At 66.0% G+C, this 24693-nt stretch carries 23 protein-coding genes; 11 read left to right on the top strand and 12 right to left on the bottom strand.

The window, feature by feature from the left end; all coding sequences use genetic code 11:
* Positions 1 to 3 precede the first annotated feature (3 nt).
* From folE to JOF48_RS08295, 5 genes are all read right to left on the bottom strand, one after another.
* Positions 4 to 642, bottom strand: coding sequence for a GTP cyclohydrolase I FolE (gene folE, locus JOF48_RS08315; protein ID WP_425353709.1), 639 nt, complete (start codon positions 640 to 642; stop codon positions 4 to 6).
* Positions 643 to 666: 24 nt separating this feature from the next.
* Positions 667 to 2739, bottom strand: a complete 2073-nt coding sequence (gene ftsH, locus JOF48_RS08310) for an ATP-dependent zinc metalloprotease FtsH (RefSeq protein WP_209679449.1) — start codon at positions 2737 to 2739, stop codon at positions 667 to 669.
* A 245-nt stretch (positions 2740 to 2984) separates the two neighbouring features.
* Entirely contained in the window at positions 2985 to 3536 is a 552-nt protein-coding gene (gene hpt / locus JOF48_RS08305; protein WP_209679446.1) for a hypoxanthine phosphoribosyltransferase, read from the bottom strand.
* A gap of 42 nt (positions 3537 to 3578) precedes the next feature.
* Positions 3579 to 4694: a tRNA lysidine(34) synthetase TilS gene (tilS, locus tag JOF48_RS08300; protein WP_209679442.1), complete on the bottom strand. Its 1116-nt coding sequence runs from the start codon at positions 4692 to 4694 to the stop codon at positions 3579 to 3581.
* Complete coding sequence (locus JOF48_RS08295) at positions 4695 to 5855, bottom strand: zinc-dependent metalloprotease (RefSeq protein WP_209679439.1); 1161 nt, start codon at positions 5853 to 5855, stop codon at positions 4695 to 4697.
* Between the two features lie 203 nt (positions 5856 to 6058).
* On the opposite strand from JOF48_RS08295, the gene JOF48_RS08290 reads away from it, so the two are divergent.
* The 8 genes from JOF48_RS08290 to JOF48_RS08255 all read left to right on the top strand — a co-directional run bounded on the left by JOF48_RS08290 (position 6059) and on the right by JOF48_RS08255 (position 15138).
* Positions 6059 to 6805, top strand: a complete 747-nt coding sequence (locus tag JOF48_RS08290; protein WP_209679436.1) for a response regulator transcription factor — start codon at positions 6059 to 6061, stop codon at positions 6803 to 6805.
* Between the two features lie 98 nt (positions 6806 to 6903).
* Positions 6904 to 8334, top strand: a complete 1431-nt coding sequence (locus JOF48_RS08285) for a sensor histidine kinase (RefSeq protein ID WP_245346455.1) — start codon at positions 6904 to 6906, stop codon at positions 8332 to 8334.
* A 66-nt stretch (positions 8335 to 8400) separates the two neighbouring features.
* Positions 8401 to 9420 carry a phosphodiester glycosidase family protein gene (locus tag JOF48_RS08280; RefSeq protein WP_209679429.1) on the top strand — a complete coding sequence of 340 codons (1020 nt, stop codon included), beginning with the start codon at positions 8401 to 8403 and terminating at the stop codon, positions 9418 to 9420.
* A gap of 7 nt (positions 9421 to 9427) precedes the next feature.
* Positions 9428 to 10528 carry a bifunctional glycosyltransferase family 2/GtrA family protein gene (locus JOF48_RS08275; RefSeq protein ID WP_209679426.1) on the top strand — a complete coding sequence of 367 codons (1101 nt, stop codon included), beginning with the start codon at positions 9428 to 9430 and terminating at the stop codon, positions 10526 to 10528.
* A 30-nt stretch (positions 10529 to 10558) separates the two neighbouring features.
* Positions 10559 to 11215 carry a DUF4956 domain-containing protein gene (locus JOF48_RS08270; protein ID WP_209679423.1) on the top strand — a complete coding sequence of 219 codons (657 nt, stop codon included), beginning with the start codon at positions 10559 to 10561 and terminating at the stop codon, positions 11213 to 11215.
* Positions 11212 to 12030, top strand: coding sequence for a polyphosphate polymerase domain-containing protein (locus JOF48_RS08265; protein WP_209679420.1), 819 nt, complete (start codon positions 11212 to 11214; stop codon positions 12028 to 12030). The genes JOF48_RS08270 and JOF48_RS08265 overlap by 4 nt, the downstream gene beginning before the upstream one ends.
* A complete protein-coding gene (locus JOF48_RS08260; protein WP_209679417.1) occupies positions 12027 to 13646 on the top strand; it encodes a carbohydrate-binding domain-containing protein in 1620 nt (539 codons plus the stop codon). Before JOF48_RS08265 ends, JOF48_RS08260 begins: the two co-directional genes overlap by 4 nt.
* Positions 13647 to 13725: 79 nt before the next feature.
* Entirely contained in the window at positions 13726 to 15138 is a 1413-nt protein-coding gene (locus tag JOF48_RS08255) for a CotH kinase family protein (protein ID WP_209679415.1), read from the top strand.
* A 34-nt stretch (positions 15139 to 15172) separates the two neighbouring features.
* On the opposite strand, the gene dacB is transcribed toward JOF48_RS08255, so the two are convergent.
* A complete protein-coding gene (gene dacB, locus JOF48_RS08250; protein ID WP_209679412.1) occupies positions 15173 to 16570 on the bottom strand; it encodes a D-alanyl-D-alanine carboxypeptidase/D-alanyl-D-alanine endopeptidase in 1398 nt (465 codons plus the stop codon).
* A gap of 187 nt (positions 16571 to 16757) precedes the next feature.
* On the opposite strand from dacB, the gene JOF48_RS08245 reads away from it, so the two are divergent.
* Positions 16758 to 17243, top strand: a complete 486-nt coding sequence (locus tag JOF48_RS08245) for an inorganic diphosphatase (protein WP_209679410.1) — start codon at positions 16758 to 16760, stop codon at positions 17241 to 17243.
* Positions 17244 to 17330: 87 nt separating this feature from the next.
* Here JOF48_RS08245 and JOF48_RS08240 read toward each other — a convergent pair whose 3' ends face one another.
* Entirely contained in the window at positions 17331 to 18176 is an 846-nt protein-coding gene (locus JOF48_RS08240; RefSeq protein WP_209679407.1) for an HAD family hydrolase, read from the bottom strand.
* A gap of 140 nt (positions 18177 to 18316) precedes the next feature.
* Positions 18317 to 19594: a serine--tRNA ligase gene (gene serS / locus JOF48_RS08235; RefSeq protein ID WP_209679405.1), complete on the bottom strand. Its 1278-nt coding sequence runs from the start codon at positions 19592 to 19594 to the stop codon at positions 18317 to 18319.
* A gap of 51 nt (positions 19595 to 19645) precedes the next feature.
* Between serS and JOF48_RS08230 the strand changes: the two genes are divergently transcribed.
* Positions 19646 to 20716 carry a diacylglycerol/lipid kinase family protein gene (locus JOF48_RS08230; RefSeq protein WP_209679402.1) on the top strand — a complete coding sequence of 357 codons (1071 nt, stop codon included), beginning with the start codon at positions 19646 to 19648 and terminating at the stop codon, positions 20714 to 20716.
* A 71-nt stretch (positions 20717 to 20787) separates the two neighbouring features.
* On the opposite strand, the gene JOF48_RS08225 is transcribed toward JOF48_RS08230, so the two are convergent.
* The 3 genes from JOF48_RS08225 to JOF48_RS08215 form a co-directional block, all read right to left on the bottom strand.
* Complete coding sequence (locus JOF48_RS08225; RefSeq protein ID WP_209679399.1) at positions 20788 to 20952, bottom strand: hypothetical protein; 165 nt, start codon at positions 20950 to 20952, stop codon at positions 20788 to 20790.
* Positions 20953 to 21146: 194 nt separating this feature from the next.
* Complete coding sequence (pheA, locus tag JOF48_RS08220) at positions 21147 to 22085, bottom strand: prephenate dehydratase (protein WP_209679396.1); 939 nt, start codon at positions 22083 to 22085, stop codon at positions 21147 to 21149.
* A gap of 38 nt (positions 22086 to 22123) precedes the next feature.
* Positions 22124 to 22450, bottom strand: a complete 327-nt coding sequence (locus JOF48_RS08215; RefSeq protein ID WP_209679393.1) for a rhodanese-like domain-containing protein — start codon at positions 22448 to 22450, stop codon at positions 22124 to 22126.
* Between the two features lie 165 nt (positions 22451 to 22615).
* Between JOF48_RS08215 and JOF48_RS08210 the strand changes: the two genes are divergently transcribed.
* Positions 22616 to 24094 (top strand): peptide MFS transporter, encoded by a 1479-nt coding sequence (locus JOF48_RS08210; RefSeq protein ID WP_342591195.1) that lies wholly within the window; start codon positions 22616 to 22618, stop codon positions 24092 to 24094.
* Between the two features lie 138 nt (positions 24095 to 24232).
* Here the strand turns inward: JOF48_RS08210 and JOF48_RS08205 are convergent, their stop codons facing one another.
* A complete protein-coding gene (locus tag JOF48_RS08205) occupies positions 24233 to 24682 on the bottom strand; it encodes a DUF4190 domain-containing protein (protein ID WP_209679390.1) in 450 nt (149 codons plus the stop codon).
* Positions 24683 to 24693 lie beyond the last annotated feature (11 nt).

Raw genomic sequence — 24693 nt, 5'->3', positions numbered from 1 at the left:
TAGTTACCTTCCGAGAATCAGGCTCATGGCTTCGGCCCGGGTGGCGGGCTCGTGAAGCAGGCCGCGGACAGCACTGGTGACTGTCTTGGCCCCTGGCTTGCGCACGCCACGCATGGACATGCACATGTGTTCACACTCGACAACGACAATGGCGCCGCGAGGTTTGAGATGTTCGATCAGCGCGTCGGCGATCTGGCTGGTGAGCCGTTCCTGGACCTGGGGGCGCTTGGCGAAAATGTCCACGAGGCGGGCCAGCTTGCTCAGCCCTGTCACCCGGCCGTCCGACGACGGGATGTAGCCCACGTGCGCACTGCCGTGGAACGGGACAAGGTGGTGTTCACAGGTGGAGTAGAACGGGATGTCCTTGACGAGCACCATTTCCTCGTGGGCGATGTCAAAGGTGGTGCCCAAAACATCGGCCGGGTCCTGGTGCAGGCCTGCGAAGACTTCGCCGTAGGCCTTGGCCACCCGCTTGGGCGTGTCCAGCAGTCCGCTGCGTTCCGGGTCCTCGCCGATGGCCAGCAGGATCTCACGGACGGCGGCCTCGATGCGGGGCAGGTCCACCTTGTGTCCGTCGCCTGCCCCGGCGGCACCAGGGGTGCCGCCGGGCGCGAAGCCGGGTTCGTCGTCGTAATCAGTCACGGAAGTGATCCTATCGCGGGGACGCTACTGGCCGGGCAGTTCCGGGGCGTCGCCCTTGCCCAGGTCGATGCCGGGCTTGCTGGCGGGGGCGTCAACCTCCCCGTCCAGGTTGGCGTTGGCCAGCTGGTCCTGGGGTGAGACGGTGGAGGGGTCCGGGGCGCCGGCGGCCTGTGCCTCGAGGCGCTCCTTCTCCGTGACGACGGGGGGCAGGTCCGAGACGGGGCGGGAGTCCTTGGACAGCCACACCTTGCGCTGGGCCGGCTTGCGAAGGTCGGTGAAGATCTCGGCAATCTCGGCCTGGTTCAGGGTCTCGCGTTCCAGCAGTTCCAGGGCCAGCCGGTCCAGGACGTCGCGGTTCATGATGAGCGCCTCGTAGGCGTCGTCATGGGCCTGGTCGATGAGCTTGCGGACTTCCTCATCCACCACGGAGGCGACGGCTTCGGAGTAGTCGCGGTCGTGGCCGGCGCTGCCGCCCAGGAAGGGCTCGCCGGCTGCCTGGCCCAGCTTCACGGCGCCGATGCGCTCGCTCATGCCGTACTGGGTGACCATGGCGCGGGCCGTGGCCGTTGCCTTTTCAATGTCATTGGAGGCGCCGGTGGAGGGGTCGTGGAACACGATTTCCTCGGCGACGCGCCCGCCCATGGCGTACGCCATCTGATCCAGCAGTTCGTTGCGGGTGATCGAGTACTTGTCGTCCTCGGGGACCACCATGGTGTAGCCCAGGGCGCGGCCGCGGGGCAGGATGGTGATCTTGGTGACCGGGGCCGTGTTGTGCATGGCCGCGGCAACCAGGGCGTGGCCGCCTTCGTGGTACGCGGTGATCTTGCGCTCGAGTTCCTTCATGACGCGGGTGCGCTTCTGCGGGCCGGCCATGACGCGGTCGATGGACTCGTCCAGGGCGCGGTCATCGATCAGCTGCGCGTTGGAGCGGGCGGTCAGCAGGGCGGCCTCGTTCAGGACGTTGGCGAGGTCGGCACCCGTGTAGCCGGGCGTCTTCTTGGCGACGGCGTTCAGGTCCACGCCGGGCGCCATGGGCTTGCCCTTGGCGTGCACCTTCAGGATCCGTTCGCGGCCCAGGCGGTCCGGGGCCTCGACGGGGATCTGCCGGTCGAAGCGGCCGGGGCGCAGCAGGGCCGGGTCCAGGACGTCGGGCCGGTTGGTGGCGGCGATCAGGATGACGTTGGTCTTGACGTCAAAGCCGTCCATTTCCACGAGCAGCTGGTTGAGGGTCTGCTCGCGCTCGTCGTTGCCTCCGCCGATTCCGGCGCCGCGGTGGCGGCCCACGGCGTCGATCTCGTCAACGAAGATGATGGCCGGGGAGTTGGCCTTGGCCTGCTCGAACAGGTCGCGGACACGGGAGGCGCCCACGCCGACGAACATTTCAACAAAGTCGGAGCCGGAGATGGAGTAGAACGGCACGCCGGCCTCGCCTGCGACGGCGCGGGCCAGCAGGGTCTTGCCGGTGCCGGGAGGGCCGTAGAGCAGAACGCCCTTGGGGATCTTGGCACCCACGGCCGTGAACTTGTCCGGGCTCTGCAGGAAGTCCTTGATCTCGTGGAGCTCCTCCACGGCCTCGTCGGCACCTGCCACGTCGCTGAAGGTGACCTGCGGGTGGTCCTTGGTGAGCAGCTTGGCCTTGGACTTGCCGAACTGCATGACCTTGGAGCCGCCGCCCTGCATGCGGGAGAACAGGAACCAGAAGATCAGCCCGATCAGGACAAACGGGATCAGCAGCGAGAGCATGCTGGACCAGAAGTTGTTGGTGGCCGGCTGGTCGTCGAAGGACTTCAACTGTGCGTTGTCGATGATTTCCGGCAGTGTGGTTGCACGGTAGGCGCCGTAGTAGAACTGGACGTTCTTGCCGGCCTTCACGCCGTCGGCCGTGGTGTAGTCGTCCTTGAGGACCATGTCCACGCGGCCTTCGGAGCCGAAGACCTTGACCGAGACGGCCTTGTCGTTCTGGAGCAGGCCCAGGGCCTCGGAAGTGCCGATGCGGGTCTGCCCGGTGCCCGTCAGGGTGAAGAGCGCAGCACCAATGAGCACCACCACCACAACGATCCAGACAAATGGACCCTTGAAGAGTTTCTTAACTTTCATGTGTTCGAGGCCAGGCCTCGTCCCTCCCGCTCAACCAATTCGTGCTCGTCCCGGACGCGTCCGCCACGTCCCCAAGTACTAGCTTTACACCGTTCGCCTTAGTACACGTACAGCAGGGGCCATTAGTTCCCTGAGGGCATAACGAATTGCCCTGTGCGGGCAAAAAAGACGGCGTTTGCGGGTTCGGACACCGGCATGCCTGTGTCCGAACCCGCAAACGCCGTCCGAAAACGCCTGAGCGCCGTTTACTCGTAAACGTGCGGGGACAGGGTGCCGATGAAGTCGAGGTTGCGGTACTTCTCGGCGAAGTCCAGGCCGTAGCCCACAACAAATTCGTTGGGGATCTCGTAGCCGACGTACTTCACGTCAATCTCAACCTTGGCGGCGGCGGGCTTGCGCAGCAGCGTGCAGATTTCCACCGATGCCGGACCGCGGGACATGAGGTTCGCGCGCAGCCAGGACAGGGTCAGGCCGGAGTCGATGATGTCCTCAACGATGAGCACGTGCTTGCCCATGAGGTCGGTCTCGAGGTCCTTCAGGATCCGGACAACGCCGGAGGACTGGGTGCCCGAGCCGTAGGAGGAGACAGCCATCCAGTCCATGGTTACGTGGCTGTGGAGTGCCCGGGACAGGTCGGCCATGACCATGACGGCGCCCTTGAGGACACCCACCAGCAGGACATCGCGGCCCTGGTAGTCGGCATCAATCTGCGCAGCCAGTTCGGCGACGCGTGTTTGGATTTGCTCCTTGGTGTACAGAACATGCTTCAGGTCGGCTGCGACGTCTTGTGAATCCACCCATGGCTCCTGGTTGTGAAGGTTGTAGTACTTTTTTGGCGCTTATGTGTTGCGTCTAAGGACAAGCTTCCCATAGCCGGGCCCCTCGTGGGGACCTGCCTGGTTCCGGGATTGGCGGTAGACCGCGACCTTGCCCGCCAGTTGCACCGGTCCGGCCGAGCCCTCCCGGGCCAGCAGTTTCTCCGCTGCAGCCAGCCGTTCAAGGCTTGGCTGCACCCCGCCAAGTTCGACGGCGGCCAGCGCCAACACCCTCATCCTCAGGGCCGGGGCCAGTCCCCGAAGCGCCGCTTCCGGGAGCCAAATTTGGCCAAGGTCACCTTTTTCGCCCGTGTTTTCGGCACCCGCCGCGCCGGCGGCACCGCCGCGTTCGGCCAGTTTGCCGTATTCCGCGGCGGCCAGTTCGTCCAGGAAGTCCGCGTCCCGGCCCAGGATTCCGGCCGAGCGTGCCAGGGATTCGGCGATGCCCGGGCCCAGTTCATCCTGCAGGAACGGGATGACCCCGTGGCGCACCCGGACCCGCAGGTAGGCGGGGTCCTGGTTGGCGGGGTCGTGCCACGGCTGAAGCTCCAGTGCGTCGCAAATCTCCAGGGTTTCCTCCCGGCGCAGGCCCAGGAACGGGCGCAGGTAGATTCCGCGGCGTTCGCGCATGCCGGCCAGGGAGCGGGTTCCCGAGCCGCGGGCCAGCCCCAGCAGAACCGATTCGGCCTGGTCGTCGAGGGTGTGGCCCAGCAGGACGTTGCTGGCGCCCACCTCGAGCGCGGCCGCCTCAAGTGCCCCGAAGCGGGCGGCGCGGGCCGCAGCTTCCGGGCCAACGCCGTCGTAATCCAGCTCGACCGTGCGGACCAGGACCGGGTCCAGTCCCAGCTCCCGCAACTGGGCGGCCGTGTTGCGGGCCACCTCTGCACTGCCGTCCTGCATCTGGTGGTCCACCACGACGGCGCCCACCCGCACCTCGCCGCGCCGGGCGAAAAACGCGCACACGGCGGCCAGGGCGAGGGAGTCGGGGCCGCCGCTGCAGCCCACCAGGATGAGCGGGGGGTTTTCCACCACGCGGTTTTTCCCGGTCGTTTTCAGGCCGAGGAGGGCCCCGACCATGGCGCGGGCCTTGCCCACGGTGGGGTCGAGGCGGCGGCGCACGGGGCGGCTGTCCGGCGCCATCTAGAGGCCCATCCGCTCAACCCAGAGGCGCGCGTCATGGATTTCCGGCTCGGTGGGCAGGTTCTCGGCCCGGGTCCAGACATTGTTGAAGCCGTCCATGCCGGCGATGTCCACCACCTGGCGGACGAACTTGGCACCGTCGCTGTACTGGCGCATTTTCGCGTCCAGGCCCATGAGATTGCGGATGAATTTCTCAATCATGCCGCGCTCCCTGCCCCGGTTGTTGAAGCGCTGGCGAATGGTGCGCACGGTGGGGACGATCCGCTGGTCGACCCCGTCCATGACCACGTTGGCGTGGCCTTCGAGCAGGCTCATGACGGCGGTCAGGTGGGACAGTGAGGCCTTCTGCTCCGGATTTTGCAGCAGGTCCAGGACGCTGCCGCGCCCCTGCTCCGCGGCTGCGCCTGGCTCCGCCGGCTTGCTCCGCTTGGTGCCAAGTTCCCTGGCGGACTGCAGCAGGCGTTCGCCGAAGTTCTCGGAGTCTCCCACCAGCAGCGTGCCCAGCTTTTCAATCTCGCCGAGCATGTGGTGGCGCAGCCACGGGGCCGCGGCAAACTGCACGCGGTGGGTTTGCTCGTGCAGGCAGACCCAGAGGCGGAAGTCGGAGGGGTCCACCTTGAGTTCGCGCTCCACCGTGATGATGTTCGGGGCCACCAGCAGCAGGCGCCCGCCGGACGCCTGCGCCCTGGCGGAGGCCCTGGGCGCCAGTGCGGCAAAGGGGTCGTACTGGCCCAGCACCTTGCTGGAGAGGAATGCCAGCGCACCCCCCAGCTGGGCGCCCGTGACGGTGGCGCTGACTGTCGCGGCCGAACCGCCCGGGGACTTCTCGGCGGTTTCGGCGGCCTTGGCAGCCAGGGCGCGCAGCACCGGGTCCATCATGACGGAAAAGCTTTGTGTGTTGGCCCGGGCCCACGACGCGCGGTCCACGACGAGCACCTCGGAGTCATGCAAATCCCGGGCGGCCTCCAGCTGGCTGATTTCATGCACGTGCGGCACGGACTTCTCCGCCATGCGGCGAAGGTTGTCCACGGCGGAGGAAATTTCCGACCCGCTCAGGTCCGGGCCGGCCGGCGCCAGGGTGGCCGCTGTTTTTGCGGCCAGCTCCCAATTGACAAGTGATTTCGGAGCTGGGGCGGCGGCGGGGCGTTTCTGCGGGCTCATGGTTCCATCAGATCACAATTCCGGCGCCGCGGGCAGCAGACCCTTCACAGCTGGCGCACAGCCAGGATCTGGCCCCGGCATGGCAACGGCGGACACACTGGAGTCACAGCCACTGCCCATCGCTGCCGCCCGGGTCCGTGCGCCACTAGGGTGGAAGCAGCAGATCCGGGCCACCCCGCCCTGACTTGAGAAGAGAGACGCCAATGAGCCAGCCGCCGCGGAATTCCTTCACCGACCTCCCCCCGCTGTTCCACCCGGACGGCACCCCCATCCGCGCCCTGGTGGTTGATGATGAGGCGTCCTTGACAGAGCTGATCAGCATGGGCCTGCGCATGGCCAATTGGGAGGTGGCCACGGCGGCCGGCGGCGACGAGGCCGTGCGCACCGCTCGCTCCTTTCGCCCCGACGTGTTGGTGCTCGATGTCATGATGCCGGGCATGGACGGGATTGCGGCGCTGGGACGGATTCGTGAACTGTATCCGGAGGTGCCTGCACTGTTTTTGACCGCCCGCGACGCCGTTCAGGACCGGATCACGGGCCTGGCCGCCGGCGGGGATGACTACGTCACAAAGCCTTTCAGCATGGAGGAATTGATGCTGCGCCTGCACCGGCTCGTCCAGCGTTCTGGTGTTGCGGCGTCGGACAATGCCGAGCTGGTGGTGGGTGATTTGGTGCTCAACCAGGACACCCGCGAAGTCACCCGGGGCGGGACGGACATTGAGCTGACAGCCACCCAGTGGGAGCTATTGCGCTATCTCATGGAGAATGCCCGCAGGGTGGTCAGCAAGGCCCAGATTCTGGACCAAGTGTGGAATTACGACTTTGGCGGGCAGGCGAACATTGTGGAGCTGTATGTCTCCTACCTGCGCAAGAAGATCGACGTCGGACGCGAACCCATGATTCACACCGTCCGCGGCGTGGGGTACGTGCTCAAGCCGGCCGTTGCATGACCGCCGCCCCGGTATCGGCCCCCACACCAGGCACTCCCTCAACCCGGGCCAAGCGACCGCACAGGTCCCACCGGCTGCGCACCAAGTTGATTCTGGCCATGCTGGCACTGCTGGCCGCCATTTGCGCCAGCGTGGGCGTGGTAAGCCATCTGGCCATGAACAGCTACCTCACGGCGCAGATCGACTCGGGCCTGCATGAGGCGGCCATGCGTTCCTTCGGCCCCAAGGGCCCGCCCCCGGGCAGCAGCACCGGGCTGCCGTCCCCCTCTGTTTCAACCACCATCGACAGCGGCGGGCCCAACCCGCTCGACACCCGCGGCCAACGCCCCGGCACCATTGTGGCGCTCTTCGCCGATGGCGCGGATGCGTCTTCGGCCGTGGTGCAAAACGACGGCTCCACCCTTCCCCTGACCGCCGCGGACCTGCTGCTTGTCCAGGGCCTGGACCCGAACGGCGAACCCACCGATCTCACGCTCTCCAGCGGCCATTACAGGCTCGCCGCCTACACCACCAGGACTGTGCAGGACGGGATGCTGGTGGCAGGGCTGTCCACCACGGAGCGCGACTCGATCCTGCGTTCCTTGAACCTGGTCACCACCACGGTTTCAGTGGCGGGGCTGGGCATCATTGGCCTGGCGGGCACCATCATTGTCCGACGTTCCCTGCGCCCGCTGGACGAGCTGTCCGCGGTGGCCACCACCGTGGCATCCCTGCCGCTGGAGTCCGGCGAGGCCGCCATCCATGTGCGCATCCCGCCATTGGCCTCCCAACCCGGCACTGAGGTCGGCGAGGTGGGCGTTGCATTCAACAACATGCTGGACCACCTGACCAGGGCCTTCGCCGCCCGCCATGCCGGGGAGGTCAAGGTCCGCCAATTCGTGGCCGACGCCAGCCACGAGCTGCGCACCCCGCTGACCTCCATCCGCGGCTACACCGAACTGGTGCTGCTGAGCGAGCGGCTCTCCCCGGCCGGCGCCTCCGCCCTGCGAAGGGTGGACAGCGAATCCCGGAGGATGTCCGCCCTGGTGGAAGATCTGCTGCTGCTGGCCCGGCTCGATGAGGGCCAGCGCGGGGAGGCTGCGGACACAGACCTGACGGACCTTTTGATGGAAACCACCCAGGACAGCAAGGTCGCCTCCCTGGATCACCGATGGTCCCTGCAACTGCCCGAGGAGCCGGTGAGCGTTCACGCGGTGGAGTCTGAGGTGCGCCAGATTCTGATCAATTTGCTCTCCAACGCCGCCAAGCACACCCCGGCCGGAACCCATGTCCGGGTCAGCCTCACCGCGGCGGACGGGGTGGCAGAACTGGCCGTGGAAGACGACGGCGGGGGCATCCCCGACGAGTACCTGGAGCAAATTTTCACCCGCTTCAGCAGGGCGGACCCTGCACGGGCCAGCAGCAGCGGCAATAGTTCCGGGCTGGGGCTGGCCATTGTTGAGGCACTGGCCCAGGCCAACGGCGGCTCCGTCACTGTGACAAGCGTCCCCGGCAGGACACGCTTCACGCTGCATCTTCCCACTGTGTAGGTCAGTCACAGCTTCAGCACAAGATTGCCCTGCAAACGGCACAGGGTGGCTGCATAAAAAAGAAGCATGACTACTTCTCCCCCTCCCGCTCCCCCTGCCACCCGACCCCAGGAATCCCCGGCCACACCACGGAGCGGGCCCAGCCGCCGGGTGGTACTCGGCGGGGCCCTGGGCCTGTTGCTGTCCGCCGGCGGTGCCGCCACCTGGGCGCTGGAGCGCTTCGTGGTCCCGCATGTGGAAATTGACGACGTCTCCGCGTACGAATCCAGCCGGGCCGCAGACACAGGCTCACTCTCGGGGGCCAGCGACGGGGCTGGGACCGGTGCGACCGCCGTCGCAAGTGCCAACAGCTACACATCCGATCAGGGCACGCTGGCCATCAAGGCGGTGACCTCCGGCAGCGGGAACACGGCCCTGGCCTACTTCACGGCCGATCTGAGGCTCACAGATGCCACCGTTTTGCGCTCAGCGTTTGCGCAGAACAAGTTTGGTGAAAACATCACCGCCACCACCTCCACCATCGCTGAGGAAAATGGAGCCGTCTTTGCCATCAACGGCGACTATTACGGCTTTCGCGACACCGGGATCGTGATTCGCAATGGCGTCGCCTATCGGGACAAGGGCGCCCGTGAGGGGCTTGCCTTCCACCGGGACGGCACAGTTGAGGTGTATGACGAAACCGCCGTCAACGCCGAGGCTCTCGTGGCGGCCGGGGTGTGGAACACGCTCTCCTTTGGCCCCTCCCTCATAGAAGGCGGCAGCATCCGTGACGGCATTGCCGAGGTGGAGGTGGACACCAACTTTGGCAACCACTCCATCCAGGGGCTGCAGCCGCGCACCGCCGTGGGCGTCCTGGGTCCCAACCACCTGGTGTTTGTGGTTGTGGACGGGCGTGCGCCCGGCTACAGCACGGGGGTCACCATGACGGAGCTGGCCCAGATCATGCTGGATTTGGGCGCCGTCACCGCCTACAACATCGACGGTGGCGGCTCCTCCACCATGTACTTCAACGGGCACCTCGTCAACAAGCCGCTGGGCAGAGACCAGGAACGCGGCACCTCCGACATTCTCTACCTCGGAAAGTAGCCGCGCCATGATCATCTTGATCCCGGCCTACCAACCGGATGAGAACCTGCCCTCCCTGGTGGAGGCGCTGCGGCAGGCAGCCCCCAACCACCCCGTCGTTGTAGTCAACGACGGCAGTTCCCCCGACTTCGATTCCGTCTTTGCCCGGTCCAAGGAGTGCGGGGCAACCGTCGTTGGCTACCCCAACAACCACGGCAAGGGCCAGGCACTGAAGACCGGGTTCAGCTACATTGCCGCCCACCATCCGGGCCAGCCGGTGGTATGCGCCGACAGCGACGGCCAGCACAGTGTGGTGGACATCCTGCGCGTAGCCAAGGCTGTGAACGCCGAGAACACGGTGGTTCTCGGCGAGCGCCATTTCAGCGGCCGGATTCCGTTGCGCAGCAGCATTGGCAACAGTGCCACCCGGCTGTTCTTTGCCCTGGCCACGGGCTCCTGGCTGAGCGACACCCAGACGGGGCTGCGCGGCTATCCGGCCCAGTTGCTGCCCTGGCTGGCCACCGTCCGCGGGGACCGCTACGAGTACGAGCTCAATGTGCTGTTGGAGGCTCGCAGCCGCGGCTTCGGCTTCGAATCAGTGCCCATCGCCACCATTTACCTGAACAGCAACAAGTCCTCACATTTCCGGCCGGTGCGGGACTCTGCGCGCATTTACGCCCCGCTGCTGAAGTTTTCCGCCTCCTCATTCCTGGGGTTCCTGGTGGACACCGCAGCGTTTGTGGCCCTTGTCGCGGTTGGCGGCCCCTTGTGGCTGGCGGTGCTTGGTGCCCGCGCCGTCAGTGCCGGGTTGAACTTCTGCGTCAACCGCACTCTGGTGTTTCCGGAGGGGCGCGCCGTGCCGGTGCGGCGCTCGGCTGGGCGCTACCTGTTGCTGGCGGCCGGGCTTTTGGGTGCCAATTATGTCCTGCTGCTGAGCTTCACGGGTGCCGGGCTGACGCCACTGCCGGCGAAGGCGGTCACCGAGGCGGTTCTGTTCCTTGCCAGCTTTGCTCTGCAAAGACGCTTCCTTTTCCGCAACCGGCCAGCTGCGAACACCGCACAACATTCACAAGCCCAGCTTTCCACCGACACAGATTCGGCACAGGCTCAGACGAAAGTCTGGTCATAGTAGCCCCCGCACCCGATTTTTGGAGAGACGATGAACACTTGGATTTTTGTGGCCGCCGACCTGCTGGCCATCAGCATATTGACCTTTGGCATGTACCTGCGACGCCACCGGCGCCGAGACCTGCTGGTTTCCTACCTCGGCATCAATGTGGGCGTGCTCGCGGTGGCCACGGCCCTGGCCTCCTCGGCCGCCGGAGTGGGGCTGGGCCTGGGTTTGTTCGGGGTGCTCTCCATCATCCGGCTGCGCTCCACCGAGTTGTCCCAGCATGAGGTGGCCTACTACTTCTCCGCCCTGGCCCTTGGCCTCATTGCCGGCCTCGGCGTGGAACCTGTGTGGCTCACACTCTCCCTCATGGGCCTGATCCTGACCGTGGTCTTCCTCGGCGACCACCAGCGGCTCCTGCCCCGGTACCGCCAGCAAATCGTGGTTCTGGACCAGGCCATCGGTGATCCGGCTGCCTTGGAGGCCCGGTTGGAGGAGGTCCTGGGCAGCCGGGTGCACACCGCCATTGTGCAAAACCTGGACCTGGTCAATGACAAGACCACAGTTGACGTCCGATTCGAACTGCCCGGCCGGACCGCTGCCCCGCACGGGCCGGCGCAGGAGCAACTCCCGGCCCACGGTTCCCAAGGAACGAAGGACGCCCGGGCGTCACTGCCGGCCCTGAACTCGGTGACCGCACCATGAGCCACGCAACCGTCCCAGCCAACGCCGCCACCACCCTGCCCGCTTCGCTGGCCCAGCTGCCCGTCGTTTCACTGGCTGAGCTCAATGAACTGGCCTCCTTGCAGACCCGCATTGACCGCAAATACGTGGTCCCGGCCCACCGGCTGCCCGGCCTCTTGGCCGGAGTAAACGAGGAGATGCGGGTTCTGGAAACGGACGACATCCGTGCCTTCGCCTACGATTCGGTGTATTTCGACACCCCCGAACTGGCCAGCTACCACCTTGCCGCACACGGGCGCCGTCGCCGGTTCAAGATCCGCACCCGCAGCTACCAGGATGCCGGCATCTGCTTCCTGGAGGTCAAGACGGAGGGTTCCCGCAGCGCCACCGTGAAGGAGCACATCCCCTACCTCCCGGCGGACCGTTCCACGATCACCGCCGACGGCGCCGCCTACATCCGCGAAACCCTCGCCGACACCGCACCAGCCCTGTCCCCGGAGGCACTGGCACCGGTGCTGGAGACCCGATACAACCGCATCACCTTGCTGCTGCCGGAGTCCAACAGCCGGGCCACGATTGACCTCGCCGTCACGTGGACCATTCCGGAGGGCCCGCAACTGGTCCTGTCTGGGAAGGTGGTGGTGGAAACGAAGTCCGGTTCTGCACCCTCCGGCCTGGACAAGCACCTGTGGCGGGCAGGCATCCGTCCCAGCCGCATATCCAAATTCGCCACCGGGATGGCGTTGCTTATCCCGGACCTGCCCGCCAACCGCTGGCATCGCACACTGCGCCAACACATGCCGCACCCCACTTCTCCCACAAGGAGCACACCATGAAATTCCTTCCCAAGGCCAAACAAGTCACCTCCGTCGCCGCATTCGCCCTGGCCCTGGCCCTCGCCGGTTGCTCGTCGGCTTCAACAGGGACGACGCCGGTCCCCACCTCCAGCGCAACATCGTCGGCTGCCGACGCTGCTGGGACGGCAACGGACGCTTCCGCCGCCTCCGGCGCGGCCGCCTCCGGGACCAGCGCCGAACTGGCCGCCAGCATTGCAGACGCCACACACTTTGATGACGATGACCTGGCATGGGACGCCGCAACAGAAACGTCCATCACCCTGGCCAATGGCTCCGGGACGGCAGCCGGTGCGAACGCCGCGAACGTGGCAGTGCACTCCGGGGTTCTGACCATCAGTGCCGGCGGCACGTACAGGATCTCCGGCTCCCTGGACGATGGCAGCATTGTGGTGGCCGCGGCTGACGACGTGGTGAGGATCGTGCTTGATGACGCCAACATCAGCAGTGCCACCGGCCCCGTCGTGGACATCCAAAGCGCCAACGAGGTGCTTCTGTACCTGGCCGGGGGAACCGCCAACACGCTCAGCGACGGCAGCAGCTACGCCAACACCGCCACGGATGCACCCAACGCCGCCGTGTATTCCAAGGCCGACCTGACCATTGCCGGACCCGGCTCCCTGACGGTCCATGGCAACTACGCCGATGGCGTTGTCTCTCAGGACGGGCTGGTGCTGGCGTCGGGCACGGTCACCGTTGATGCGATCGACGACGGAATCAAGGGCAAGGACTACCTGGCGCTTTTGGACGGCAGCTACACCGTCAAGGCCGGCGATGACGGCGTCAAATCCACCAACGATACGGATGCAGACCGTGGCTGGCTGCTGTTGGCCGGCGGATCACTCAACGTTGCAGCTGGCGACGACGGCATCAAGGCCGCGACCACGCTGACCATCAGCGGCGGAACCGCCACCGTCGCCGAGTCCAACGAGGGTTTGGAGGCAGCCCACATCGCCATCTCCGGCGGCATCGTGAACGTCACCTCGAGCGATGATGGCATCAACGCCGCAGGCGGCAGCAGCACGGGCACCGGCACCGCCGAGGCACCGGCCGACGCGCCCGTCGGCGGAATGGGCCGCGGAATGGGCGGCGGCATGGATGAGGTGGGAGACTTCTCGCTGGATATTTCCGGGGGAGCCATCACCGTCAATGCCGATGGCGACGGGCTGGATTCCAACGGCAACGCCACCATCAGCGGCGGCACAGTGGTGGTCAACGGTCCCACCACTGACGGAAATGGCGCCCTGGATGTCAACGGGGACCTGACCGTCACCGGCGGCACCCTCACCGCTGTCGGCAGCGCCGGCATGGCGGTGGCCCCCAGCGACTCCTCCAGCCAGTCCGGACTCCAGTTCACATTTGACTCCACCATTCCGTCCGGCACCACGCTGAACATCACCGACTCTTCCGGAGCCGTGGTGGCCGCCTTCGTCACCGCCAAGGCCGCCTCCTCGCTGGTATTCACCTCTCCCGACATCTCCGCCGGGGCCCAGTACACGGTTAACAGCGGAGGCTCGGGAGCCACGGACGGGGCCACCCAACTGGCCTCTGTCACCGCCGGCGACTACACCACCGCGCCCGCCCCGGGGCGCCGCTAGGGTCCCGCAGCGTCACTACCACCCATCAAACCCCATGAATCGCCGGGTCCCGCCCCGACATCCAAAGGAAGCCCAAAAAATGAAACAGCACAAATCCCCCTCACGCAGGCACTTTCTGGCCTTCTCCGTCGCCGGGCTTGCCCTTGCCACGGCCGCCTGCTCCAAAACCGAGACCGCGGCGGTGAGAACTGCCGCCGCCGGCACGGCCATCGATGGCGGCACCGCCTTGTTCGGCACCGGTGTCAGCCATCAGTTGAGCCTGAGCTGGAACGAGGACGACTACCAGGGCATGATCGACGCCTATGGCACCGATTCCAGCAAGGAGTGGATCAGCGCAGACCTCACCATTGACGGTGTGCTGATCAAGAACGTCGGCGTCCGGCTCAAGGGCAACTCCACGCTGCGCACTCTGGGCGGTTCCGGCGGCATGGGCGGCAAAAACTTCCCGGACGGGGCACCCAACGGCGGAACCCGGCCCACCGATATGCCCACCGGCGCTGCCGGCCGCGGCGGCGGAAACTACCCCGGTGGCATGGGTGGGGGGATGGGCGCCTCCAACGGAATCTCGGCCGATGTTCCGCAGTCTCTGCCGTTGCTGATCCGCTTCGACAAGTACGTCAAGGGCACCAAGTATCAGGGACTGACCGAGTTGGCGCTGCGGCCCGGTTCGCCCGTGATCAACGAGGCCCTGGCCCTGGGGCTGACGGCGGCCACGGGCCAGGCCTCCCAGCGCTTTGCGTACGCGAGTTATTCGGTCAACGGTTCCGAGACCCAGTCCCGGCTGTTGTTGGAAAACCCGGCCGAAGACTACGCCGATGCCCTCGACAACGGCAAGACCGTCTTGTTCAAGGCTGACTCCGAGTCGTCTTTCAGCTACCAAGGGGACGACAAGGCCACCTATGAAGAGCAGTTCAAGCAGCTGAATCAAGAGGATACTCAGGATCTGGCACCCATCATCGACTTCCTCAAATGGCTTGGCGAGGCCGATGACGCCACCTTTGAGGCGCAATTGGCCAACTGGGTGGATGTTCCATCCTTCGCCAGGTACACGGCCACGCAAAACCTACTTGCCAACACGGATGACATGGCCGGTCCGGGCCAGAACTATTACCTTGGCTACAACGTGGAAACGAAACTGCTCACCGTCATTTCCTGGGATCTGAACATGGCCATGAGCAGCAATGCCACGGCCAGCCCGGAGCAGTCATTGACCATGGGCGGAGGAGGCAGCGGCGGCCGGGGCGGGAATCCACTAAAGAGCCGGTTCCTGGCCGCGGCAAGCTTCAAGAAACTCTACGACAGCGCCTACGTGGAGCTGTACTCACAGATGTATTCCAGCGGCAAGGCGCTGGAACTGCTGGAGCAGATCACCGCATCCATCCCCAGCAGCGACGCCCTGACCAGCGACAGCATCGCCACCAGTTCCGCCACGGTGAAAGCTTTCGCGCAGAAGCGCACCGAGTCCCTGAAATCGCAGCTGCCCGCGGCCTGAGCAACTGTCTGCAGCCCGGCTCGCAGGAGAGCCTCTAGCTCTTGGCGAGGACCGTCGCGGCGTTGTCGAACACCGTCCGCAGCGGGGCGGGGCCGTCGGTGAGACCGTTGCCGATCATGGCAAAGGAGAGCAGGCGCCCGTCGGAGTTCACCACGTAGCCGCTCAGCGCGGTGACCAGGTTCAGTGTTCCCGTCTTGGCCCTGACCACGCCGGCTGCCTCCCAGGAAGGCGGCTCGATATAGCGGTCGGACAGGCTGCCGGTCAGGCCGGCTATGGGCAGGCCCTTCAGTTCCTGGCCGGCGCTGGAGGCGGGGTTCTTCAGGAGGATGTTCAGGTACTGCACCAGCTGTGCCGGGCTGACGCGGTTGCTCACGGACAGGCCGGAATTGTCGACAGTCCAGATCGTGTCCATCGGCAGGCCGAGGTTCCGGACGGACTTGCGGACGGCGTACACGGCGCCTTCGTTGGTGACGGGCTCGCCGAGCTTTCGCGCCACCATGCGGCCAAGCACCTCTGCCACGTAGTTGTCCGACCACTGCATCATGTACTGGGTCTGCTCGTCGACCGTTGCGGACTGGACGGAACCCAGCTCCGTGGCGCCTTCCGGCGTCTTCGAGCGGGTGATGATTCCAATGGTCTCCACGCCGGCCCGCTCAAGTGCAACGGCGAAGGCCTCGGCCACTTCCACCGGGGCGTCGTGGGGGCGGGGCCCCGTCAGCTCGCCGGCAACATACCGGGCACCGAACAGGGCCATGGGGTAAATCGGCGCAATTTCACCTGCGGCCACGTCTTCGGTCGGCCAGTACGGGTTCAACGTCGACCCCGTGAACATGGTGTCGTCGATCGCGAGGGTGTATGGTCCCGGGGCGCCGGCGAGAGACTCGGCGGTCTTCTTCGCCAGCGTGGCAATGCCCGCGTGGCCCATGATCTCATTGGGCTTGCTGTCATCCCGGCCCAGCATGACGTCGCCGCCGGCCTGCAGCACAATCTGGTTGGGCTGGCTTCCGGTCACGGCGCGCGTGGTGAAGCGGGTCTGGGGGCCGAGAGTCGCCAGTGCGGCGCCGGCGGTGAGCAGCTTCTGGTTTGATGCCGGGGTCCGCGCGGTCCAGCCGTCGGCGGAGAACAGCTCTTCCCCGGTCAGGACGTCGGAGACGTAAACGCTCACTGTGCCCGCGCCGTCGTACTTCAGGGCTTCCTTCAGCTGGTCCGACAGCGCGGCGGCGTCCGGCAGCGGCGCGTCGGGGCTCAGCTCCGAAACGCTCGCCACCTGGCTCAGCGCGGCAGGGGGCAGCTGGGCGGCCGGCGTGGTGACCGTTGACGACTGGTCCTGCGGAAAGAGCCCCGGAACCACTTCCTTGCCCACAGGAATACTGATGGCAACGAGGGCACAGACAAGCAATCCGCCCGTCACAATTTTCGACGTGCGTCCCATGGAAATAGGTGGTTCCTTCGCAAACTCGTGGTCCGGCTCAATGTCTCACGCCGAAATGGGCAGTAATATGCCCAGCGATTCCGGGCGGGTTTTTAGCGCATCCATTGCGCCTATATCCTCATAGTAGACGGAATTCCTGCGCGGAGCCCTGTCGGGCCGCGCAAACCCGATTACGAGGAGTAACACTATGAAGCACGACGTAACGATTGAGATCCCCCGCGGCTCACGCGTCAAGTATGAGGTCGACCACGAGACCGGCCGCGTGCGCCTGGACCGCGTGCTCTTCACCTCCATGCAGTACCCCACGCACTACGGCTTCTTCGACAACACCCTGGGCGAAGACGGCGACCCGCTGGACGCCCTGGTCATGCTGCAGGACTTTGACCTGCACCCCGGCGTTGTGGTGGACGCCCGCCCCATCGCCGTGTTCAACATGACGGACGACGGCGGCGGCGACGCCAAGGTTCTCTGCGTTGTTGACGACAAGCGCTTCGACCACATCCAGGAACTCTCCGACGTGGATGAATTCCTGGTCAAGGAGATCGAGCACTTCTTCACCCGTTACAAGGACCTGGAGCCCGGCAAGTGGGTCAAGGCCGAGGGCTGGGCCGACCGCGCAGCCGCCGAAGCCGAGCTGACCGCTTCCATCAAGCGCTACGAAGACACCAAGTAGCAACTGTTTTTGATTGACGACGGCGGCGCTCCCCTTGAGTGGGGGCGCCGCCTTTGTTTTTTGGCCGGCGAACCCTGCCGGCCGTTGCTAGAGGAGGCTGCGCAGCACCGGGACCAGGCCGTCGTCGTAGACGGATCCGGCTACCTCGTCGGCCGCGGCCTTGACCACGTCGATCGACTGGCCCATCGCCACGCCGCGGCCGGCCCATTGCAGCATTTCAAGGTCGTTGGTGCCGTCGCCCACGGCGACCGTCAGCGACCTGTCCACCCCAAGTTCGGCGCGCAGCACCTCCAGGGCCGAGGCCTTGGTGACACCCTCTGCCGCGATGTCCAGCCAGGCGCTCCAGCCGATGGCGTAGGTGACCCCGTGCAGCCCGGCCGCTGCGATCGCCTCCGCGAACGCGTCGGTGCTGGCCTCGGCACTGTTCACCACCACCCGCACCGCCTCGGCCTCGAGCAGGTGGTGGAAGTCCACCCCGCGCGCCGCGATGCCGAAGCTGTCATCCTGGAATCGGGAGGTGGCCAGGAAGTTGCCCTCTGCGTCCTCGAGGGCGAAGCGGGCACCGGGGATCTTGTCCCGCAGCGCGGTCAGGGCGGGGGCCGGGTCGAACGTCTCGCGGTGGATCACTTCGTAGCCGTCAGGCAGTTCAGGGTCCAGCCGGATGGTCACGCCGCCGTTGGAGCACACGGCATAGCCGCGGCGCATGCCGATCATCTCGACGACGGGAAGCACCGCGCCAAGCGAGCGCCCCGTGGCGATGATGACGTGGTTCCCGGCTTCGACGACGGCCTGGGCTGCGGCCCGGACGGAATCGGTCATGCCGCCGTCGTGGTCCACGAGCGTGCCGTCCACGTCAAGGGCCACAAGGTATTGGGTTTTCTGGCTGGTCCGGTCGTCGATGCCGGTGATTGCAGTGTTTGCTGTCATTGTCATGACCCAAGTCAAACATGCAACGCCGGCAATGGCACACACCGTTGGCTGTTAAAGCGGTGAACACCGGGCAAATACCCACAGCCCTTTGCACAGTGTGAGTATTTGCCCGGTGTTCACCAAGGCCAACGGAAAGCCGGCCGCTACAGGACCGGGAACACTTCCAGCCCGCCCAGGTACTTGCGCAGGGCCACGGGGACGTTGACGGAACCGTCGGCGTTCTGGTGGTGTTCCAGGATTGCCACGATCCAGCGCGTGGTGGCCAGCGTGCCGTTGAGTGTGGCCACCGCCCGGGTGCTTCCCTTGCCGCCGTCGGCTGCAACCTGGCGTTCGCGGATGTTCAGGCGCCGGGCCTGGAACGTGGTGCAGTTGGAGGTGGAGGTCAGCTCCCGGTAGGCGTCCTGGGTGGGGACCCACGCCTCGCAGTCAAACTTGCGGGAGGCGGACATGCCCAAGTCGCCGGCAGCGGTGTCGATGACACGGTAGGGCAGCTCCACCTTGGCGAGCATCTCCTCTTCCCAGGCCAGCAGGCGCTGGTGCTCCTCGGCGGCCTTGTCAACGGAGGTGTAGACAAACATTTCCACCTTGTTGAACTGGTGCACGCGGATGATGCCGCGGGTGTCCTTGCCGTGCGAACCGGCCTCGCGGCGGTAGCAGGAGGACCATCCGGCGTAGCGCACGGGCTCGGCCACGTTGATGATCTCGTTGCCGTGGTACCCGGCGAGGGCCACCTCGGAGGTGCCCACAAGGTAAAGGTCGTCGTCGGCGAGACGGTAGATTTCGGCGTCGTGCTCCACATCAAAACCGGTGCCGGCCATGGTCTCCGGCAGCACCAGGGTGGGGGTGATCATGGGGGTGAAGCCGGCCTCGATGGCCTGGTCCATGGCCATCTGCAGCAGCGCCATTTCCAGGCGGGCACCAACACCCTTGAGGAAGTAGAAGCGCGAGCCGGAGACCTTGGCGCCGCGTTCCATGTCGATCGCGCCGATGAGCTCGCCGATCTCCAGGTGGTCGCGGGGCTCAAAGTCGGGGAATTCGCGGGGCGTGCCAACGGTCTTGACCACAACGTAGTCGTCTTCGCCGCCTTCGGGGACGCCGTCGGAGACCAGGTTGGGCAGGCTGCGCACCAGGGCGTCCTGCCCGGCGGCGGCGGCATCGGCTGCGGCGGAGGCGGCCTTCACCGAGGCGGCCAGTTCCTTCACCTCGGCCAGCAGCGCCTGCTTTTCCTCGCCCTTGGCCTTGGCCACCTTCTTGCCAAAAGCATTTTGGGCGGCGCGCAGCTCCTCAAAGGAGGTGATCGCGGACTTCCGGTCGGCGTCGGCCGCAACAATGGCGTCCACCAGGGACGGTTCGGCACCGCGGGCCCGCTGGCTGGCACGGTAGATTTCAGGATTTTCGCAGAGGTCTCGTACATCGATCACCCGCTAAGCCTATCCAATCAAAACAAGTTCACCGGATAAGGTTAGGGAATCATGCCAACTGAAATCCTCGTCGTCGTCATTGTGGCCGCCATTTTCCTCGCGGTCGTCTTCAGCTGGCTGGGTGTGCGCAAGCTCGCGCAGAAGCACACCCGCAGCGCCGTGGCCGATTCCCCGCACAAAATCCACCTGGCCCGCCAGCAGGTCGTGTTCATCCACAACCCCACCAAAAACGGGGCGGAGGACGCCAAGACTCTCATCACGCGCTCCGTCTCCAAGGCCGACTGGCCCGCGCCCATCTTCCTCGAGACGACGGCGGAGGACCCGGGCGTCGCGATGGCGACGGCTGCGCTTGAGGCGAAGGCCGACGTCGTCATTGTGGGCGGCGGCGACGGCACCGTGCGCGCCGTGGCCCAGACCCTGCGGCACACCGAGGTGCCCATGGCGATTGTTCCGCTGGGCACCGGGAACCTGCTGGCCCGCAACCTGGACCTGGATGTCACGGACATTGCGGCGAGCGTGCAGATTGCCCTTTTTGGCCACCAGCGCCACATCGACGCGGGGCTCATGGAGATTGAGGACGGCGTGACGGGCGCCGTGGCGAAGCATTCCTTCATGGTGATTGCCGGGCTGGGCATGGATGCCGAGGTCATGGGCGACACCAATTCCAAGCTCAAGGAGCACGTGGGCTGGCTGGCCTACAGCGAGGCCGGGCTGCGGCACATGGCGGGGCGGCGGAAGAAGGTCAGCATCACGCTCGACGACGAACCCGCCCAGCAGCGCAAGGTCCGCTCCGTGCTGTTTGCCAACTGCGGCCGGCTTCCCGGCGGCATTGATTTCGTGCCGGACGCCCTGATTGATGACGGCGTGCTGGACATTGTGGTGGTCAGTCCCCGAAGTGCCCTGGGCTGGCTGGCGATGGCGGGGAAGGTGGTGCTGCAGCACAAGAACCACCTGCCGGTGATCGACTTCTACCGCTCCACGGGCGTGACCATCCGGACCGTGCTGCCGGTGGAGACACAGATTGACGGCGACCCGTCCGGTTCCGCAACGCAGGTGAAGGTCAGCGTGGAGCCCAAGGCCGTGCTGGTGCGCGTGTCGGCGCCAAACAACCCCGGCGCATAGGCCGGCGGTCGGCCCGGGCAGGCGCGTTGCCCCCTGCCGGCGTTGCCCGTGCCTGTTCCCGTTCGGGGAGCCTAGTCCGTTTCCGGGCGTTGCGACTGCTCGCGGATGAGGCGTTCCTCTTCGTCGAAGCGCAGTTCGTTGGCGTCGTCGCCTTCGTCCCCCACGGACGTGTCAGGGCCTTCATTGTGCTTGGGATTGACAATGCGGCCTTCATTTTTTCGTGCCTGCGGGTCCATGTCCGATTCGCCTCTTCCCTGCTGGGACCAACGTTTTCGCATCCCTCTGGGGATACGCCAAGCATAGGCCCGGCCGCCGCGCGGGGAAAGGGACGCGCCGGTGCCAGCTCCCCTCGATTCATTCGGGTGCAAAAAGCGGGCAGGCGTGACCGCGTGAAACCGCATCACCCCCTCGAGCCGAAGGGGAACAGGGGCTACAGGAGGGTGTCCACCCACGTCGCCGCCTCGTCGAATGCGGCGTCGGCGTTGTAGGAGCGGATCTGCGGCGGCTGCCTGTCGGCGCGCGGGTACGAGCCAAGGAAGCGGATGCCCGGGCTGACCCGGTGCAGGCCGCGGAGGGCGTCGGCCACGCGGGCGTCCCGGATGTGCCCGTCCACGTCCACGCTGAAGGTGTAGTGGCCCAGGAACTGGCCGGTGGGCCGGGACTCAATGCGGCTCAGGTTCACGCCGCGGCTGGCGAACTGTTCCAGGATGGCCATGAGCGCGCCGGGATGGTCTTCCGGCAGCGGGATCGCCAGCGTGGTCTTGTCTGCCCCCGTGGGTTCGGGCAGGGTTCCGGGCTGTCCCACCAGCACAAAGCGGGTCACCGCACCCAGGTTGTCCTCAATGCCCGCGGCCAGGATGTTCAGCCCGGTCTGCTCCGCCACGAGGGGCGCCGAGACGGCGGCCTGGAAGGCGTCGGTGCCGGCCACCAGCGCGTGCGCGGCAGCCGCCGTCGAATTGGCCGGGACGTAGCTGGCATCCGGCAGGTGCGCCCCAAACCAGTCGCGGGTCTGGGCCCAGGCATGCGGGTGGGTGCCCACGGCAGTGATGTCGGCCAGGGAGACGCCGTCCGGTGCCAGCAGCACAAAGCTGACCGGGACCACCACCTCGTGGAGGATCCGCAGCTCGACCCCGTTGGAGATGGCGTCGAGGGTTGCCGGGACACCGCCCTCAATGGAGTTCTCGATGGGCAGCATCGCGGCGAATGCCTCGCCGGAACGCACCTTGGCCAGCGCCGCTGCGGCGTTCGTTGACGGGATCCGTGCCATGCCGGCGGCGCCAGGAACCTGCAGCAGGGCAGATTCCGTAAACGTCCCCTCCGGGCCCAGGAAGGTCAGGGGCAGGGAGGTGTCAAAGGGCGCGGAAGTCATGGGGAACCTGTCGTTATGGGGGCTGCGGGCGTGCAGATTTAGAGGACGCGCGGGGTTTCGCCGTTGGAGGAGACCATGGGCTTGTCCGCCTCGAACCAGGCACCCATGCCGCCCGTTACGTTGAACGCGGAGTAGCCGTTCTGGACCAGCCAGCTGGTGGCCCGGAAGGATCGCCCGCCCGTGCGGCAGATGACATTCACGTCAACGTCCGGATCCAGTTCCTCCAGGCGCTCCGGCAGCTGCTCGAGCGGGATGTGCAGGGCGCCGTCCACGTGCCCGGCCTCCCATTCGTAGTCTTCGCGGACGTCAAGGATCACCGAGTCGGCGGCCAATTCACTGACATTTACGTTCATGATGTCTGACATCTGCATTCTCCTTGCACACAAAAAGTCCTTAGCTGCTTCAAGCGTAGTCCCCGCGCCGGTGCGGAGCGAAGCGGGGGCTGGCCGGAGCCATGCGCCGGAGGCAAACACCCCGTGCAGCAGAATGCAAATGTGACGAAATATAACGTCAGTGCAAAAATTGGAGGTGTGAGTTCACAAAACAGCCCCGCCGGTACGGCACAGGCTCCCAAGAAACCCAACGACACCGCCTTCTTCGGCCAGCCAAAGATGCTGCTGAACCTCTTCAGCGTTGAGCTGTGGGAACGGTTCTCCTTCTACGGCATGCAAGGCATCCTCGCCTACTACATGTACTACTCCGTCACCGACGGCGGTCTCGGCATGGACGAGTCCACGGCCCTGGGGATCGTGGGCGCCTACGGCGGCGGCGTGTATCTCTCCACCATCCTCGGTGCCTGGGTCGCGGACCGCCTCATGGGTTCCGAACGGGTCCTGTTCTACAGCGCCATCATGATCATGGCCGGCCACCTCTCGCTCGCATTCCTGCCGGGCGCCGCGGGCCTGGCAGTGGGCCTGATCCTGATCGGCATTGGCTCCGGCGGCTTGAAGGCCAACGCCACAGCGCTCGTCGGCACGCTGTACTCCAAGGACGATCCCCGCCGCGACGCCGGCTTCTCCATCTTCTACATGGGCATCAACATCGGCGGCCTGATCGGCCCGCTCGTGACTGGCTGGCTTCAGGTCACCTGGGGCTTCCACGTCGGCTTTGCCGCGGCAGCCGTCGGCATGGGCTTCGGCCTGCTGCAGTATGGCCTGACCCGCAAGAACCTTCCCGCCTCGGCACACAACGTCCCCAACCCGCTCCCCCGGGCGCAGTACGGCAAGTTCGCCGCCCTGGCGATTGCCGGCGTCGTGGTTATCATCCTGGCCGTGGCCCTGAAACTCATCACGGCCGAGAACCTCAAGTGGGTCATTGTCGCCGTGGTCATCGCCGCCGCCGTCGCCTACTTCGCCGTGATCCTGGCGAACAAGACCCTGACCGGCACCGAGCGCAGCCGCGTGTTCTCGTTCATGCCGCTGTTCCTGGCGAGCGCCGTGTTCTGGTCGCTGTTCCAGCAGCAGTTCACCGTGATTGCCCTGTACTCCGACAAGCGCCTGGACCGCAGCATCCTCGGCTGGGAGGTGCCCGCCAGCTGGGTCACCTCCATCAACCCGGTCTTCATCATCATCCTGGCCGGCGTATTCGCCGCGCTCTGGACGAAGCTCGGCACGCGCCAGCCCGGCACGCCGGTGAAGTTCTCCGTGGCGCTGGTGGTCATGGGCCTGGCCTACCTCACGTTCATCCCGTTCGCGGGCATGGCCGCCGTGCCGATGATGGCCATCGTGTTCATCCTGCTGCTGTTCACGGTCGCCGAGCTCATGCTCTCCCCCGTGGGCCTCTCACTGGCCACGAAGCTCGCACCGGCCGCCTTCCAGACGCAGATGGTGGCGCTGTTCTTCCTGTCCGTCTCACTCGGCACGGCCATGTCGGGCGTGCTCGCCCAGTGGTACGACCCCGCCAACGAGACCCCCTACTTCCTCGTTGTCGGCCTGGTCTCGATCGGCTTCGGTGTCCTGCTGTTCCTGGCCAAGAAGCCCATCAAGAAGCTGATGCAGGGCGTTCTTTAACGCTTTGGGGCTCCACCCCTGAAGCACGACGGCGGCACCCCGCCTGGCGATTATGGCGCCGGGTGGGGTGCCGCCTTTGCTTGGGTGGCGCCTCCGCGGGCGGCCTTCCCATGGCGCTTGCCAGGCCGCCGTCGTGCGTCAGGTGTAGGTGGTGAAGTCGCTTTCCAGCGAGCCCATGAGCGCGGCGAGGAAGAACAGGCCGAACGCCCACAGCGCACCCCAGATCGCCAGGGCCAGGTAGCTGGTGACAAGTCCAGTGACGGCGAAGCTGCGCCCCTGCGGGCTCTCCTTTGCCAGCCCCATGTGGCCCACGACAATCCCGATGACTTGCGGAAACATCAGCCAGCCCAGGAACAACAGCGAACCCAGGCCCAGGATCATGCTCGCCAGGCTCAACTGCTGAGACTCGCCGGATTTCCGCACAGGGACGGGGCCGCCGTCGTGCTGGGCGGGGGCACCGTTTGGCTGCTGCTGCCATGCCGGCACAGGCTGTTCCTGCTGCCACGCCGTCGACTGCTCCTGCCAGGCTTGCGGGCCCGGCTGCTGCGGCTGCTGCGGGGGCAGCGGCGGCTGCTGAAAGTGGGTCATCACGGACTCCT

Source organism: Arthrobacter stackebrandtii (assembly GCF_017876675.1).
Lineage (GTDB): Bacteria > Actinomycetota > Actinomycetes > Actinomycetales > Micrococcaceae > Specibacter > Specibacter stackebrandtii.
This window is presented reverse-complemented; position numbering and strand designations above follow the sequence as displayed.

Bases quoted from the DNA above. Each gene is read 5' to 3' on its own strand.
- ftsH (WP_209679449.1), bottom strand. From the start codon at position 2,739: ATGAAAGTTAAGAAACTCTTCAAGGGTCCATTTGTCTGGATCGTTGTG.
- tilS (WP_209679442.1), bottom strand. From the start codon at position 4,694: ATGGCGCCGGACAGCCGCCCCGTGCGCCGCCGCCTCGACCCCACCGTG.
- JOF48_RS08295 (WP_209679439.1), bottom strand. From the start codon at position 5,855: ATGAGCCCGCAGAAACGCCCCGCCGCCGCCCCAGCTCCGAAATCACTT.
- JOF48_RS08290 (WP_209679436.1), top strand. From the start codon at position 6,059: ATGAGCCAGCCGCCGCGGAATTCCTTCACCGACCTCCCCCCGCTGTTC.
- JOF48_RS08285 (WP_245346455.1), top strand. From the start codon at position 6,904: ATGCTGGCACTGCTGGCCGCCATTTGCGCCAGCGTGGGCGTGGTAAGC.
- JOF48_RS08280 (WP_209679429.1), top strand. From the start codon at position 8,401: ATGACTACTTCTCCCCCTCCCGCTCCCCCTGCCACCCGACCCCAGGAA.
- JOF48_RS08275 (WP_209679426.1), top strand. From the start codon at position 9,428: ATGATCATCTTGATCCCGGCCTACCAACCGGATGAGAACCTGCCCTCC.
- JOF48_RS08270 (WP_209679423.1), top strand. From the start codon at position 10,559: ATGAACACTTGGATTTTTGTGGCCGCCGACCTGCTGGCCATCAGCATA.
- JOF48_RS08265 (WP_209679420.1), top strand. From the start codon at position 11,212: ATGAGCCACGCAACCGTCCCAGCCAACGCCGCCACCACCCTGCCCGCT.
- JOF48_RS08260 (WP_209679417.1), top strand. From the start codon at position 12,027: ATGAAATTCCTTCCCAAGGCCAAACAAGTCACCTCCGTCGCCGCATTC.
- JOF48_RS08255 (WP_209679415.1), top strand. From the start codon at position 13,726: ATGAAACAGCACAAATCCCCCTCACGCAGGCACTTTCTGGCCTTCTCC.
- dacB (WP_209679412.1), bottom strand. From the start codon at position 16,570: ATGGGACGCACGTCGAAAATTGTGACGGGCGGATTGCTTGTCTGTGCC.
- JOF48_RS08245 (WP_209679410.1), top strand. From the start codon at position 16,758: ATGAAGCACGACGTAACGATTGAGATCCCCCGCGGCTCACGCGTCAAG.
- JOF48_RS08240 (WP_209679407.1), bottom strand. From the start codon at position 18,176: ATGACAATGACAGCAAACACTGCAATCACCGGCATCGACGACCGGACC.
- JOF48_RS08230 (WP_209679402.1), top strand. From the start codon at position 19,646: ATGCCAACTGAAATCCTCGTCGTCGTCATTGTGGCCGCCATTTTCCTC.
- JOF48_RS08225 (WP_209679399.1), bottom strand. From the start codon at position 20,952: ATGGACCCGCAGGCACGAAAAAATGAAGGCCGCATTGTCAATCCCAAG.
- pheA (WP_209679396.1), bottom strand. From the start codon at position 22,085: ATGACTTCCGCGCCCTTTGACACCTCCCTGCCCCTGACCTTCCTGGGC.
- JOF48_RS08215 (WP_209679393.1), bottom strand. From the start codon at position 22,450: ATGTCAGACATCATGAACGTAAATGTCAGTGAATTGGCCGCCGACTCG.
- JOF48_RS08205 (WP_209679390.1), bottom strand. From the start codon at position 24,682: ATGACCCACTTTCAGCAGCCGCCGCTGCCCCCGCAGCAGCCGCAGCAG.